Origin of the sequence: Bradyrhizobium sp. 153, from assembly GCF_023073835.1 — a bacterium.
Taxonomy (GTDB): Bacteria; Pseudomonadota; Alphaproteobacteria; order Rhizobiales; family Xanthobacteraceae; genus Bradyrhizobium.
Genome location: NZ_JADPKH010000083.1, coordinates 95,116 through 109,041 on the forward strand (window position 1 = coordinate 95,116; position 13,926 = coordinate 109,041).

The 13,926-nt window shown below is 65.7% G+C and carries 9 protein-coding genes and 1 tRNA gene; 3 read left to right on the top strand and 7 right to left on the bottom strand.

The features are described 5' to 3' along the window. Nucleotides 1-2: 2 nt before the first annotated feature. The 3 genes from IVA91_RS21045 to IVA91_RS21055 all read right to left on the bottom strand — a co-directional run bounded on the left by IVA91_RS21045 (nt 3) and on the right by IVA91_RS21055 (nt 7,150). Nucleotides 3-1,859, bottom strand: a complete 1,857-nt coding sequence (locus IVA91_RS21045; protein ID WP_247414945.1) for a sigma-54-dependent Fis family transcriptional regulator — start codon at nt 1,857-1,859, stop codon at nt 3-5. 108 nt (nt 1,860-1,967) lie between these two features. Then, on the bottom strand, nt 1,968-5,273 hold the full coding sequence (locus IVA91_RS21050) for a carboxyl transferase domain-containing protein (protein ID WP_247277450.1): 3,306 nt from the start codon (nt 5,271-5,273) through the stop codon (nt 1,968-1,970). A gap of 194 nt (nt 5,274-5,467) precedes the next feature. Further along, nucleotides 5,468-7,150 (bottom strand): cache domain-containing protein, encoded by a 1,683-nt coding sequence (locus tag IVA91_RS21055; RefSeq protein WP_247277451.1) that lies wholly within the window; start codon nt 7,148-7,150, stop codon nt 5,468-5,470. Between the two features lie 297 nt (nt 7,151-7,447). Between IVA91_RS21055 and IVA91_RS21060 the strand changes: the two genes are divergently transcribed. Further along, nucleotides 7,448-7,948: a hypothetical protein gene (locus tag IVA91_RS21060; protein WP_247277452.1), complete on the top strand. Its 501-nt coding sequence runs from the start codon at nt 7,448-7,450 to the stop codon at nt 7,946-7,948. A 154-nt stretch (nt 7,949-8,102) separates the two neighbouring features. Here IVA91_RS21060 and IVA91_RS21065 read toward each other — a convergent pair whose 3' ends face one another. Beyond that, nucleotides 8,103-8,702, bottom strand: coding sequence for a TetR/AcrR family transcriptional regulator (locus tag IVA91_RS21065; RefSeq protein WP_247277453.1), 600 nt, complete (start codon nt 8,700-8,702; stop codon nt 8,103-8,105). Nucleotides 8,703-8,868: 166 nt separating this feature from the next. Here IVA91_RS21065 and IVA91_RS21070 point away from each other — a divergent pair, with 166 nt between their 5' ends. Further along, nucleotides 8,869-9,246, top strand: a complete 378-nt coding sequence (locus tag IVA91_RS21070; RefSeq protein WP_247277454.1) for a tautomerase family protein — start codon at nt 8,869-8,871, stop codon at nt 9,244-9,246. 18 nt (nt 9,247-9,264) lie between these two features. Here the strand turns inward: IVA91_RS21070 and IVA91_RS21075 are convergent, their stop codons facing one another. Continuing rightward, a complete protein-coding gene (locus IVA91_RS21075; protein WP_247277455.1) occupies nt 9,265-10,191 on the bottom strand; it encodes a GTP-binding protein in 927 nt (308 codons plus the stop codon). A 3-nt stretch (nt 10,192-10,194) separates the two neighbouring features. After that, complete coding sequence (locus IVA91_RS21080; RefSeq protein ID WP_247277456.1) at nt 10,195-11,685, bottom strand: amidohydrolase family protein; 1,491 nt, start codon at nt 11,683-11,685, stop codon at nt 10,195-10,197. Nucleotides 11,686-12,709: 1,024 nt separating this feature from the next. Between IVA91_RS21080 and IVA91_RS21085 the strand changes: the two genes are divergently transcribed. Next, nucleotides 12,710-13,735, top strand: coding sequence for an alpha/beta fold hydrolase (locus IVA91_RS21085; protein ID WP_247277457.1), 1,026 nt, complete (start codon nt 12,710-12,712; stop codon nt 13,733-13,735). Between the two features lie 100 nt (nt 13,736-13,835). On the opposite strand, the gene IVA91_RS21090 is transcribed toward IVA91_RS21085, so the two are convergent. Further along, nucleotides 13,836-13,910: transfer RNA gene (locus tag IVA91_RS21090), tRNA-Glu, on the bottom strand. Between the last annotated feature and the right edge of the window lie 16 nt (nt 13,911-13,926).

Here is a 13,926-nt window from a genome sequence, read left to right on the forward strand (position 1 = left end):
CACTACTGCGTCGTCTCGATCTTCAGCAGCTTGATCTTGCGATAGAGCGTCGCGCGGCTGAGCTTCAGCGCGCGTGCTGCCTCGGTGACGCGACCACCCTGCCTGCGCAGCGCCTCGACGATCGTGGCGCGCTCGGCCGCTTCGAGATCCGGCTCCGCCTTTCCGAACCGCGGCAAATCGAGATCGGCATCGGTGATGACACCGTCCTCCGCGGTGCAGCCGGCAAGCCGCAGCACGTGGCGGAGTTGGCGCATGTTGCCGGGGAACGGATAGGCCACGAGCTGCGACCAGGCTTCATCCGAGACTCGGCAGTTCGGCGCCTCCTCGCGTGCGATCTGCCGAATGACGTCGTCGCGGTCGGCGCGCTCACGCAACGCCGGCAATCGCACCTCCATGCCGCGCAGGCGGAAATAGAGGTCGGCGCGGAAGGCGCCCTCCTCGGCCATGCGGCCGAGATCGCGGTGGGTGGCGCTGATCAGGCGGATGTCGACGGCGACAGGCTTGAGCGCGCCGAGCGGCCAGACCTCGCGGTTTTCCAGCACGCGCAGCAAGCGGGTCTGGAGCGCGATCGGCATGTCGCCGATCTCGTCCAGGAACAGCGTGCCGCCATCGGCCTGCACGATCAGGCCTTTCGAGCCGTCGCGCCGCGCGCCGGTGAAGGCGCCGGCCTCGTAGCCGAACAGCTCGGCGTCGATCAGGCTCTCCGGCATCGCCGCGCAGTTCAGCGCGACATAATTGTTGCGCGCGCGGTTGCTGGCCGCATGAATGGCGCGCGCGAACACGTCCTTGCCGACGCCGGTCTCGCCATGCAGCAGCACCGGCAGATTGTGGTCACTGACGCGCTTGAGCCGTTTCACGCTTCTGATCAGTCCGGGGTCGCCACCGGCGAGCCGGTGCAGCGCGACGAAGCGATCGACGGAGCCGTCGCCGCGCGGGGCCGGCCGACGCGCCCTCGCACGCAACGGCGGCGCGACACGGCCCCGGCCTAACGGACTGCCGTCGGCCCGGCGCAGCTCGACGATCTCGTCCGCGCCGCGCGCTGCGTGACGAACGAACCTGACATAGCGTGATAGATCGATGCCGGACGCGATCATGCCGTCGGTCAGGCCCAGCAGCGCACGCGCCGAACGGCAGGCGCCGACGATGCGCCGATCATCGTCATAGGCGAGCAGGCCGCGGCCGCCGTCTCCAGGCACGGTCGCAACCCAGGCGTCGCGGAAATGACCGCGGAAGATCGCGTCCTCCATTCGCCGCGCCGCAGCCATCGTCACCGCGAGCGCAAGCTGATGCGCGGCGCGGCTGAGGTCATCACGACACGACGTGATGTTGACGGCGCCAGCAATGCGACCCGCTTGGTCGAACAAGGGCGTCACCGCGCAGGAGAAGATGCTCCACTGCTCGCGAAAATGCTCGTCCCGATGCACCAGGATCGGTTTCTGCTCCGCAAGGCAGGTGCCGAGTCCGTTGGTGCCTTCGAAGGCCTCCGAAAAATTGGAGCCGGTGTAGACCTTCCAGCGCAGGAAGATGTCGGCGTCGGCCTCGCCCGGCAACCGGCTTAACAGCATGGTCGCGCTCGCGTCCGCGAGATTGACGCAATAGCCGGCCTCGCGCAGCACCGTGGCGAGATCGTCGAGCTCGGGCGTTGCGAGCCTGATCGTCTCCTCCATCGGCTCGGCAACGTGACGGATCTCGGCTTCGGTCAGCGTCTGCGGCGGCCCGCGGCGGGCGGGATCGAGCTTGTGATTGACCAGGCAGCGCCGCCAGGAATTGGCAATCCGCGAAGAGGCATCGACGTCGGCCACGTGATTGGCGACGGACAAGACACGGGCGACATGGTTCGAGGCCGAAAGGCTGGCCATCGCGGACGTCTCCACCCTGTATTATTGTGCAAAGTCTGGCACTGCGGGCGGGGATGTCAATCGGGAACCGGGAACGTACGCGGCGCGGTCAAAATTGCTGCACCGCGCTCACCACGTATCGATGCACGGCCGCTTCTTGCCCGTCCGCGCGGGCGGCTTCGGCACTGAGCGCAGGCCCGCCATGATCCAGCGCCGCGTCTCGGCGGGGTCGATGACGTTGTCGATCTCGAACACCGAGGCAATCGAAACTGCCTTGCCGTTGGCATAGAGCTCGGCGACCTTGTTGCGGTAGTAGGTCTCGCGCTCTGCGGGATCGGCGATCGCCTCCATCTCCTTGCGGAAGCCGAGACGGACATAGCCCTCCAGCCCCATGCCGCCAAACTCGCCGGTCGGCCAAGCCGCGGTGAAGAACGAGGCGTGGAAGCCGCCGCCGATCATCGACTGCGCGCCGAGCCCGTAGCCCTTGCGCAGCACGACGCCGAATAAAGGCACGGTGAGGCTGGCGCCGGTCACGAACATGCGCGAGACGTGGCGCACGATCGCGGTCTTCTCCGCTTCCGGGCCGACCATGAAGCCGGGTGTGTCGCAGAGCGAGACGATGGGCAGATCGAAAGCGTCGCAGAGCTGGAGGAAACGCGCGGCCTTGTCGCCGGCATCGGCATCGATCGCGCCGCCGAGATGGCGCGGATTGTTGGCAATCAGGCCGAACGGCTTGCCCTCGATGCGGATCAGCGCGGTGATCATGCCGACGCCGTAGTCGCGGCGCAGCTCCAGCACGGAGCCCTTGTCCGCGACGAGCTCGATCACGCGGCGGATGTCGTAGACGCGAAGACGGTTTTCGGGGATGGCGCGGCGGAGCAGGCGCTGGTCGGCGGCCTCCCAATTCGACACCGCGCCCTGGAAATAGGACAGGTATTTCTGCGCAACGCGCGTTGCCTCCTCTTCGTCTTCGACGAGGATGTCGATGACTCCGTTCGGCGCCTGGAACGAGACCGGCCCGACCTCGGCCGGATGATAGACGCCGAGCCCGCCGCCCTCGATCATTGCCGGGCCGCCCATGCCGATCGAGGCGCTCTTGGTCGCGATGATGACGTCGCAGCAGCCGAGCATCGCAGCATTGCCGGCGAAGCAATAGCCGGAGACGACACCGACTACGGGCACGAGGCCGGACAACCTTGCGAACTGCACGAAGGACGGCCCGTCCAGGCCGGTCATGCCGAGCCGGTCGGTGTCGCCGGGCCGGCCCCCGCCGCCTTCGGCGTAGAACACCAGCGGCACGCGCCAATCCTCCGCCAGCGTCAGCATGCGGTCGATCTTCTTGTGGTTCATGTGGCCCTGCGTACCCGCGAGCACGGTGTAGTCATAAGCCACGACGATGCAGCGCCCGCCTTGCGGGCCGAACTTCTCGGCGTTGACGGTGGCAATGCCCATGACGAGGCCGTCGGCCGGCGTGTTCTTGATGAGATCGTCGAGCTTGCGCCGGCGGCGCTGGGCCGCAATCGCGAGGCTGCCATACTCCATGAACGAGCCGGCGTCGACGAGCTGGGCAACGTTCTCGCGCGCGGTGCGCTGGTTGGTGTTGCGGCGGCGTTCGACCGCGGCGGGGCGGTTCTCGTCGAGCGTATTGGCCTGACGGGCGATCAGCTCCGCGAGGTCGGGACGGATGTGATCGAGATCGATGTCGGCTTCCGCCGCCGTGCTATCCGCCGCGACGTCGAGCGGTTCCAGAAAAAGAATCGGCTCGCCATGCATCAGCGTGACGCCGTCGGCGGCAGCGAGCTTCATGACCCGGCCACCCTGCTCGGCCATGACGAGGTGCTCCATCTTCATGGATTCGATCACGGCGAGCTGCTGGCCGGGGCGGACGATCTCGCCTTCCTTCACTTGGACGGTGACGATGGTTCCCTGCAAGGGGGCCGCGACCATCACCGCCCCTTCGGGCACGACTTGCGCGACGTTCGCCTCGGTGCCGTGAGCGCTGCTTCGCTCGCTCGCGGCAAAGTACAGCGGCTTTGCAGCACCGTCGGATGCGTCCACGAGCTTGCCGATATTGCGGTCGATGAAATCGGTCGCGATGCGGTTGATCCTGAAATCGGGATGCGCAAGCACGGCCTGAAGGAAGGCGATGTTGGTGACGACGCCGTCGATCCGGAACTCGCGCAAGGCGCGCGAGGCCTTCGCGACAACGTCGTGCCAGGCATCGACTGGCGTATGCACGATGACCTTCGCCAGCAGCGAGTCGAATGCCGCGCTGGTCTTATAGCCGGCATAGCCAAAGCTATCGACGCGAACGCCGGGCCCTGACGGCGGCTCGAACACGGCAAGCACGCCGCCGGTCGGGTGCGTCGCCCCCGTTTCGTCCAGCGTCTCCATGTTGACGCGAAGCTGCATGGCATAGCCGCGCGGCTTCGGAATATCCACTTGCGCAAAGCCGATCGAGGCGAGCGTCGCACCTGCGGTGACCGCGAGCTGAGCGCGGACGAGGTCGAGGCCGAGCACCTCTTCCGTCACGGTGTGCTCGACCTGGAGCCGCGGATTGGCCTCGATGAAGGCAAAGCTGTCGTCGGCGCTGCCATCGACCAGGAACTCGAACGTGCCGAGGTTGTCGTAAGAGGCCGCCGCGGCGAGGTGCTTTGCCGCCTCGATGATGCGGCCGCGCAAGCCATCGCTCAGCGAGGGACTCGGCGCGACCTCGATCAGCTTCTGGTGCCGGCGCTGGATGGTGCATTCGCGCTCCCAGAGGTGAGAGATCGCGCCAAAGCGGTCGCCGATGATCTGCACCTCGATATGGCGGGCCTGCCGGATCAGCCGCTCGGCATAGACACCGTCGAAGCCGAACGCCGCCTTGGCTTCGGACTGGCAGCGCGCATAGGCTTCCGCGAGATCGGTGGCATTGTCCACGACGCGCATGCCGCGACCGCCACCGCCGGCCATCGCCTTGATCACAATCGCGGCGCTGCTGCCGAGCGAGGCGAAGAAGGCTGTGATCTCCTCCAGTGAGGACGGCCCGCTGGTGCCCGCGATGATCGGCACACCGCAGCGCTTCGCCAATTGCCGTGCCGCAACCTTGTCGCCGAACAGCTCGAGCGCTGCCGGCTTCGGCCCGACGAAAGCGACGCCCGCGTCAGCGCAGGCTCTTGCGAATGCCGCGTTCTCGCTGAGAAAGCCGTAGCCGGGATGCACGGCATCGCAACCGGCCGCTTTCGCTGCCGTCACCACCGCATCGATGTCGAGATAGGCCCGCGCACCACGGCCGGCGATCTCGATCGCATCGTCGGCAACACGCACATGCAGCGACAGCGCATCGTCGGCGGGGTGGATCGCAACGGTCATGATGCCGGCCTCGGCCGCGGCGCGCGCGATGCGGATGGCGATCTCGCCGCGGTTGGCGATCAGGAGCTTCTTGAACGACATGCAACGGTCTCCTTGCCCGCGAGGCCCGGCGCGGGTCGGCAGGTTCGATGATCCTGCTTCTTCACTTTAACCGCAGCGGTCAAGAGCGAGAAGGACGGTCGCAATGACCGCTCCCGCAGGCCGGAATTTCGATCCAGTCGCATGCGCCGTGACGAGGCCAATAGTCCACGTCACGGCAGACGGATCGGCGACGATCAGGCCGCCCGCACGCCCGCAACGAAGACGCTGACCTCGTTCTCCAGCGATTGCAGCTTCTGCGTCAGCCGGCCGCTCGATTGCAGCACGAGACCGGCGGCCTGGCCTGTCGCCGCCGTGGCATCGGTGACGCCGGAGATATTTTGCGAGACCTGGTCGGTACCGGCGGCCGCCTCCTGCACGCTGTGGGCGATCGCCTGGGTCGCAGCGCCCTGCTCCTCGACCGCCGCTGCGATCGACGAGGAGATCTCGTTGACCTCCATGATGGTTTTGCGAATGCTCTCGATGTTGCCAACCACCTGGTTGGTCTCGGCCTGGATCGCGGTGATCTGCGCCCCGATCTCGTCGGTCGCCTTGGCGGTCTGGCTCGCCAGCGATTTCACTTCGCTCGCGACCACCGCAAAGCCCTTGCCGGCTTCGCCGGCGCGCGCTGCCTCGATGGTGGCGTTGAGCGCGAGCAGATTGGTCTGCGAGGCGATCTGATTGATGAGGTCGATGACCTCGCCGATCTTGTGCGCGGCGGCGGCCAGTCCCTGCACGGTGTCGTTGGTGCGCTGACCATCGGCGGCGGCCTTGTCGGCCACGCTGGCGGCCTGCGCGACGCGCTGGCTGATTTCGGCGATCGAGGACGACAGCTCGCCGGCGGCCGAGGCCACCGTCTGCACGTTGCTCGAGGCCTGCTGGCAGGCGGTGGCGACGAAGCTCGCGCGGTCGGTCGCCTTGTTCGCGGTCTCCGCCATGCCCTGCGCGGCCTGCTGCATCGCGCGCGCCTCGTTGAAGACATCGCGCACGACAGCCTGAACGCTTGCCTCGAACTTGCCGGCAAGATCGGCCATCGCCCTGCGCTTCTCGTCGTCGGCCTTCTGCTTCAACTCCTGCTGCTCGTCATGCATCCGGCTGACCGCCGACGCATTGTCCTTGAATATGGCGAGCGCCTTGGCGAGCCCGCCAACCTCGTCGCGGCGGTCGGTGTAGGGCACATCGAACGCGCTATCGCCGGCGGCGAGCCGCTCGGTCAGCCCGGTGATCCTGGCCAGCGGCCGGGTGACGCTTCGCCCAATCAGGAAGGAGGCGCCGAGGACCAGGACCAGCACGGCGAGGCATAAATAGCCGAACGTCATCGCATTCTGGCGGAAGACGGCGTCGACATCATCGAGATAGATGCCGGTACCGATGATCCAGCCCCAGGGCGCAAAGCCCTTCACATAGGAGATTTTCCCGACCGGCTGGTCGAACCCGGGCTTCGGCCAGAGATAGCCGTAGAAGCCCGCGCCCTGCTTGTTGACGACGTCTACGAAGCCCATGAACAGCGCGTTGCCCGCGGGATCCTTCATCCCGGAGAGGTCCTTGCCGTCGAGCTCGGGCTTGATCGGGTGCATGACCATCTTGGGGGCCATGTCATTGATCCAGAAATACTCGACCTTGTCATAGCGCAGGCTCTTGATTTCGGCCATTGCCCCGGCCTGGGCCTGCTCGCGCGAGAGTTTTCCTTCGCTCTCGAGCTTCTGGTAATGCGCCAGGATGCCGTAGCCGACATCCACCATGTGCTGCGTCTTGGCCTGACGGTCGGCGATCATCTGCGCGCGCAGGGTGGATAGCGCGAGCGGCACCAGCGCGACCATGCCGAGGAGGCTGATGCCGACAATCAGGACCAGCTTGAAACTGATGCGGGAGAAAATCATCGGTGCTCGCAGGAATTGGAAGGGCAGATATGTCAGTTTTATCCTGCGCTCCTTAGCAAAGCTTTAAGCATTGGCTTTCCCAAGTCTCCGCAAAATTGCGTGGGGACGAGTGCAGGTGCACCGCCCGGCTTCGCGGGCCTGCAAAGCTGGCTTGCATCCGAGATTGAAGCTTCTCAAATCTAGAAGACTTCGATATCGCCCCTGCGAACGTTGACTTGCAGAGGGCTCTGGCAGAAGCATCGGCGCAGATGATCAACGCCAGCCGTGGCGTGAGCACAGCCGAAGGCCGGAGCCTCAATGCATCAATCGACATATACCGGGTCTCTCAACCTTCCCGCGCTGAGCGCGGCGGAGCGGCTCTTCATCTGGGGATTTCGGGCGAAAGCACGCAGCGGAAGCGCCGTCCCGACGGCCGCCGAGATCAAGCAGGTGTACGACCATTTTCGCGTCGGCGATGCCGTGCCCTCGCTGGAATCCATCATCGAGATCTTTGCGTGCACGGCGCATACGGCGATCGAAGTGCACTGCCCCACCTGCCCGCGCATGTCCGATAGTGAGCACGGAGTCCTGCGGGCGATTGCCGCGGCCCAGCAGGAGCGCATCGGCGTCGCGCGCGAGCAGTTCGAGTGCTGGCTGCTGCCGGAGGGAGCCGATTGGGCGCTGGCGCCGGTGCGCGGGCTTGCAACGATCTTCCGCGTGGCAGGTCTCATCCTGCCCGACCGGCACGTCCGCTCACTCGCACATGATCGGACGATGGCCGTGAAAAGTTGGTTTGTGGGCAGTCCCACGCTGCACTGACGTTGTGCTGACATTTTGACGGCTTCTAGTCGCATCCGGCGCGGCCTTGCGCTATCAACGTCGCCATGGAGAGGCGGAGCTCGACGCCTTCCATAAAACCTCCAGACGATCCCGGCGCGACCACCGCTGGGATCGTCGTTTCTCGCATATCCACCTAGCCACCCTTCTTACCCAGCACGAGGTCGATTGTGTGGGCGGCGATCTTGCGCAATTGCGGCTCGTCGCCGAATGCACGTTCGAGCACGGCGAGACCGCGCGTCACCGCAACGATGTGCAGGGCTGCGGCGGCGGGGTTGCCGCTGAACTCGCCACGTTCGGCGCCCGCTGACAACGTATCCTGGACCAGAGCAGTGATGCGCGAGACGAGGCTTGCAAAAGCCTGCCGTGCCTCTTCATCCAGCCCTTCGCCTTTGGCCGCGCCGAGCTCCATCAAGCCACGCGTGGTCGGACATCCCCGCGGGGGAGAGCCGGAGCGGAAGTTGCTGATGGTCAAGTCGAAGAACGCGGTGAGGCGTTTGCGCAATGAGCCCGCGCCGAGCGCCTTTTGCAGGACGAGGAGATAATCGCCTGCGTAGCGTTCATAGGCTTGCAAGAACAGCGCCTCCTTGCTGCCGAACGCATTGTAGAGGCTGCCGCGCTGGACGCCGGCATCACGCGCGATGTCCGACAGCGACGTGCCGCGCACACCCTTGCGCCAGAACTGCTCGAACGCGATGCGCAGGACGTCGTCGTGGTCGAACTCGCGCGGTCTCAATGGCGATCCTCTTTAACTGCCGGTCCTGACTTGGCCGATGGTATTTGACAAGGTGTCAAGAACGTGATTTCTTGACAACTACGTCAAAAACAAATTGATCGCCAGCATCGTCTATGCGCCGGCCCGCTAGCAGGCGGTCGCGCCGAAAACCAAAAGGGCAATCCCGATGCCTCTGCTCCACATCTCGATGCGCGCCGGCAAGCCGGAAGCCTATCGGCAGGCGATCCTCGACGGTCTCTACGGCGCCATGCGCGAGACGCTGAACGTGCCCGAGGGCGACCAATTCATGACTATCAGCGAGCTCGCGCCCGCGAATTTCCGCTGCGGCAACGCCTACGGCGTCCAGCGCAGCGATGACGCCGTGCTGATCCAGATCACGGTGTTCGCCTCGCGCACCGCAGAGCAGAAGATGGCGCTGTATCGCCGGATCGCGGACCTGCTCGGCGAAAGCCCGGGCATCCGGCCCGCGGACGTGTTCGTGAACGTGCTCGATGCGCCCAAGGAGAACTGGTCCGTCGGAAACGGCATCGCGCAATTCGCCTGATTGGTACGAGTTGCAGCTTCAGCCTGCAACGCACGCCTCCATGATTCCATCCAGCTCCGCCTTCGAGAGCACCCCGAGCTCGGCGATGAAAACGATGCGTGCTCGCGGCACGCCTGGTGCCGGCGCTTCACCCGGCACCAGCGTGGCGCGGCCGGAGGCGAATTGAAACACCATCAGGCGGCCGGGCTGCTCGATAGTCTCGAACAGACCTTTGGCGCGCGCCAGCTTTGGCGCAAGGCGGCTGATGGCCTGCTGCAAACGCGGCAGCGAGATGGGCTGCTCCGAGGTCCAGCTCAGCGTCTCGAAGCGCTCCTCGGCGGGACGTTTCGGCCCGGGCTCGCGCAGCGCGGGCGCGCGGTCGACATTCGCAGGAAACAGCAGCGCGGCAGGAATCTCGCCATGGTTCGCATCGACGACCGCGGCAGGGACGCGCTGTGCCCGGATGGCCTCGCGCATGCGCAGCCCTGCGCTGGCATCCGCCAGATCCAGCTTGGTCAACGCCACGATATCAGCAACGCGCAATTGCGACCGCTGGAGCGCATCCTCCAGGGAGGCCGTCGGTGCCGTCGCATCCATCACGCAGAGCACTGTCTCTAGCGGCGCCTCGCGCAGGATCACCGGATCCATCAGATTGCGCACGATGTCGACGGGATCCGCGACGCCGCTGGTCTCGATGACGATATATTCGGGCTTAGGATCACGCCGCAGCAACGTCGACAGCGTGCGCAAGAGATCTCCTTCGAGCGAGCAGCAGATGCAGCCGTTGGCGAGGCTAACCACGCCGTCGCTCGCACCGGCGATCAACTCGGCATCGATGTTGATCGCGCCGAAATCGTTGACCACGGCGGCAATACGTCGCCCGTCCGCATGCGCCAGCAGATGGTTCACGACCGTGGTCTTGCCCGCCCCCAGAAAGCCCGTCACCAGGAGGATGGGGACCGGCATGAATCAGCTCCCGATGACGGGCCGGCGCACGGGGCGGCCGGGCCGCGCCGCCACGTCCAGCACGCCGTCACTAATCAGCGGCTCGCCGCTGACGATCAGATGCCGCACGCCTTCAGAGGGACGGTTCATCGCCGTGAATGTCGCGCGGTCCGAGAGCTTCTCGTAGTCGAACACGACGATGTCGGCATCCGCGCCCCTGTCGAGCCGGCCCTTGGCGCGCATCGCCGGCGTGCTCTGCGACAATATCTCCGCGGGGATCAGCGCGCATTTGCGCACGCCTTCGAGCAGCGACACCGTCTTGCGCTCACGCACCCATTCGCGGATGAATTTCGTGAAGCAGCCGGCCGAGCGTGGATGCGAGGTGGCATCATCCGGCAGCGGCCAGGCATCGCCGGTGTAGGTCGAGCCGTCAGGCAGCGTCCACGGCATCGCGTCGGAAGCGATCGCGCCGCCGGGATACAGCACCGACAGGTCGAGCAGGTCGCGGTGATGCGCATTGTTCTCGGTGTCGAGAATGTGCCAGAGCACCAGCGAGGACGGCTCTTCGGTTTGCGCCTTGAGCAGCTCCTCGCGGTCGCGAAAGCGATGGCCGTCAGTCACCCGCTGCACCGAATCATAGCCGGTGCCGTTGCGCTCGACGAACTCGGGATCGCTGAAGAAGGCGGCGGCGAGCACGGTCGAGCCCGTGCCGTAAGGATAGGCCTCGACCGTGATCGGCAGGCCCTGCGCCTGCGCCTTCTCGACCAGCACGCGGCAGCGCTCGATGTCGGTCTTGCTCGATGAATTGAAATGGCAGATGTGCATGTGCGCGCCGGTGGCGCCGGCATAGCCGATCAGGCGGATATAGGCTTCCGCCGCGCTCTCAGGGTCGATGCGCGACATGAAGGCGACGTGGGTGAAGGTCGGCACGTCCTTGGCGGCCGCGAGCTGGCAGACCGCGGTCAACTCCTGCACCCCGGCGCCGGGCGCGTAGGCGTTCAAAATGCCGATGCCGATGCCGCCCTCGTTGAGGCCGCGCGAAAGGCGATCGAGGATGCCGGCGACCTCCGCATCGGTCGCGACGTTCTCGATCCAGCGGCGGTCGCGCATGGCATTGCCGAAAGCCTCCAGCGAACTCTCCGCATTAGAGCCCGTCATCGCGCCGATGCGCGCAAATGCCCAGTTGGCGGCGGCGCCGTAATTCAGCACGCGCCCCTTCCTGGCCTGGCGTTCATACCAGGATGCGACCGGCAGCACGCCGGCCTCGAGATCGAGCGTCGTCGTCACGCCGTCGAAGGCCTGCATGCGGTCGGCCGGGACCGACTGGCCATGCGCGTGCAGATCGATGAAGCCGGGCGCGACCACGAGGCCGGTCGCGTCGATCACCCGCTCGGCGCTGCCGAGCGAGGCGCCGACCGCGGCGATCTTGCCGTCCACCACCGCAACGTCGCCGATGGCGTCCATTCCGCTGGCGGGATCCACTACCCGACCGCCAGAGATCACCAAGCCGCTCATGTCGAAACTCCTCCGCGCTGATATCGCATCAAGGCAGATTCCGCGGGCAACGACCACCTCCACCGAGGCCGACGCATCATGCTTCCCCGGAAGGTCGTTTGGCAGCAGATCACGGAGGCGCGCTTGCAGCCCCGCGGCATGTTGTGCCCGAGCTGTGCTCTCCTCTTAACACCCTCTCGAAAGAAAGGGCGCCGGGAAGACCGGGCGCCGGCTGGCACCCATAGGACCCCTGCGCTGAACGAATGCACACGCAATGCACAGGGGAGACACAGGGCAGCCGAAACCAGGCCTTCCCTGCGCGATGGTTTGACGGCCTATGCCGCGCTCTCCCGGGAGCCGAATTCGTTCTGGCCTCCCTCGCCCTCGCAGAAGTCACGGACACCGCGCCGGTTGACGCCAATGCCGCATCCGCAAGAGCTTGACCGTAGCAACGACGGCCAGGACCACACGGTTTCGCCGCACGCGAGCCATCCGGCTCCGCCAAAAGGCCTCGCCGGACATGGGCGCCGTCCGCCTTCGCGGGACGTGCCATGCTCACGAGGTTCATCTCGCCCTGCACGCAACAAGCCCGCCTTTAACGCCGCCCGCGTCCACCGCAACTCCAGCCCGCGTTCGTGACGACGTACGACCGCCCCTTTGGAGGGCTGGAATGGGCGACACATACGACAAATCCGAATTTCGGTAAAGTGGAATATTTTTGCAAGGAAGGCTTGACGCCAATTTAGCTGTTTTGCCCGACGTCGGTGGGTCCCATCCGAGCCGCCGCCGATACCGCGCGACGGCGCGGCAATTTTTACGACCGGGGCTAGGTTGCTATGCCGCAAGGGTGTCGGAGGGTCATCATTGAAACGACGCCAGCCGGTTCCAGAACTTCACCGGACGCTCGCACGTCCTGCGGCAGCGGACGCGGACGCCATGATCATGCAACCAATCGCGAAGCGGCTCCGCCGTCTTCTCGCCTCCATTGTCATTCAGGGAGCTAGCCGGGGCGGCGTTACGGTGGGCAAAGTTCCCAAAGGTTCCTGTGATCATCCGACGTCTCCTGCAACGCGACTCCCGTCATGCCGTTTCCCGCCGCGCTCTGCTCGGCGGATTTGTGTCGGCAGGGAGTGCCCTCGCGCTCGGCGGATGCGCCGGCTTGGGTGCGACCGGCGCGCGCTTCGACGCCTCGTCCCTCTCGATCGACCCCACATTGCTTGTCACCACCACGCGCAAGCCCGTGAGCGGCGGTCGCACCAAACCCTGGTTCGGGCCGGAGCGCGCGACCAGCATGACGGTCGCGCGGGCGAAGCTGGTGGCGCCGGACGAAAGCCGTCTTTCTCTCGCCTCTGTTGGACTTGGCGATTGGCGCCTGGATCGGGTCGAGCCGGTGTCGGCCGACGTTGCCGATCTCGTTGCGCAGGCTGGCGGAGGAGACGTGCTGATCTATGTGCACGGCTTCAAGCAGACATTCGAGACGGCGGTGCTGGACGGTGCCCATCTCTCCGATGGGATCAAGTTCCGCGGCCGGACCATGGTGTTCTCCTGGCCCTCCAAGGCGGGATTGTTCGACTATGCCTATGACCGCGACAGCGCGATGTGGTCTCGCGACGATTTCGAACGCGTGCTCTCTGCGCTGGTGTCGGCCCCAAGCGCCGGTCGCGTGCACATCGTTGCGCACAGCATGGGAACCATGCTGACGCTCGAAAGCCTGCGTCAGCTCTATGCCCGCTACGGCGACACCGTTGCGAGCAAGATCGGCTCGGTCGTGTTTGCCGCGCCCGATATCGACATGGACGTATTCTCGTCGGCGATCCAGCGCATCGGCCCGCTCGCCGGCAAGATCACCGTGATTGCCGCGACGAACGATCGCGCATTGGCGCTGTCGGGACAAATCGCAGGTGGAATGACGAGGGTCGGCGCCGCCGAGAAGGCTGCGATCTCGCGGCTCGGTGTGCGGGTGATCGATGCGTCCCAGGAAGGCTGGGGCATCGTCAACCACGATCTGTTTCTGTCGAATGCGGAAGTGCAGCGGGTGATCCGCCGCTCGATCGACGGCACGACGGCGTAAGGGAGCGCGGTGCCAAGCCACGCCAAGAGCTTGCTCAAGCGCTCGTTGCGGCTTCGAGCAGTAAAACGGCCAATTTTGGAGTGCCCAGCTCGCAGGCAAATGGCGCTCCCTAGGGGAATCGAACCCCTGTTTCAGCCTTGAGAGGGCCGCGTCCTAACCGCTAGACGAAGGGAGCGTGGGGGTTAGCCAAT

Excerpts from the sequence above, each read along its gene's own strand:
- IVA91_RS21045 (WP_247414945.1), bottom strand. The coding sequence starts at position 1,859 with ATGGCCAGCCTTTCGGCCTCGAACCATGTCGCCCGTGTCTTGTCCGTC.
- IVA91_RS21050 (WP_247277450.1), bottom strand. The coding sequence starts at position 5,273 with ATGTCGTTCAAGAAGCTCCTGATCGCCAACCGCGGCGAGATCGCCATC.
- IVA91_RS21055 (WP_247277451.1), bottom strand. The coding sequence starts at position 7,150 with ATGATTTTCTCCCGCATCAGTTTCAAGCTGGTCCTGATTGTCGGCATC.
- IVA91_RS21060 (WP_247277452.1), top strand. The coding sequence starts at position 7,448 with ATGCATCAATCGACATATACCGGGTCTCTCAACCTTCCCGCGCTGAGC.
- IVA91_RS21070 (WP_247277454.1), top strand. The coding sequence starts at position 8,869 with ATGCCTCTGCTCCACATCTCGATGCGCGCCGGCAAGCCGGAAGCCTAT.
- IVA91_RS21075 (WP_247277455.1), bottom strand. The coding sequence starts at position 10,191 with ATGCCGGTCCCCATCCTCCTGGTGACGGGCTTTCTGGGGGCGGGCAAG.
- IVA91_RS21080 (WP_247277456.1), bottom strand. The coding sequence starts at position 11,685 with ATGAGCGGCTTGGTGATCTCTGGCGGTCGGGTAGTGGATCCCGCCAGC.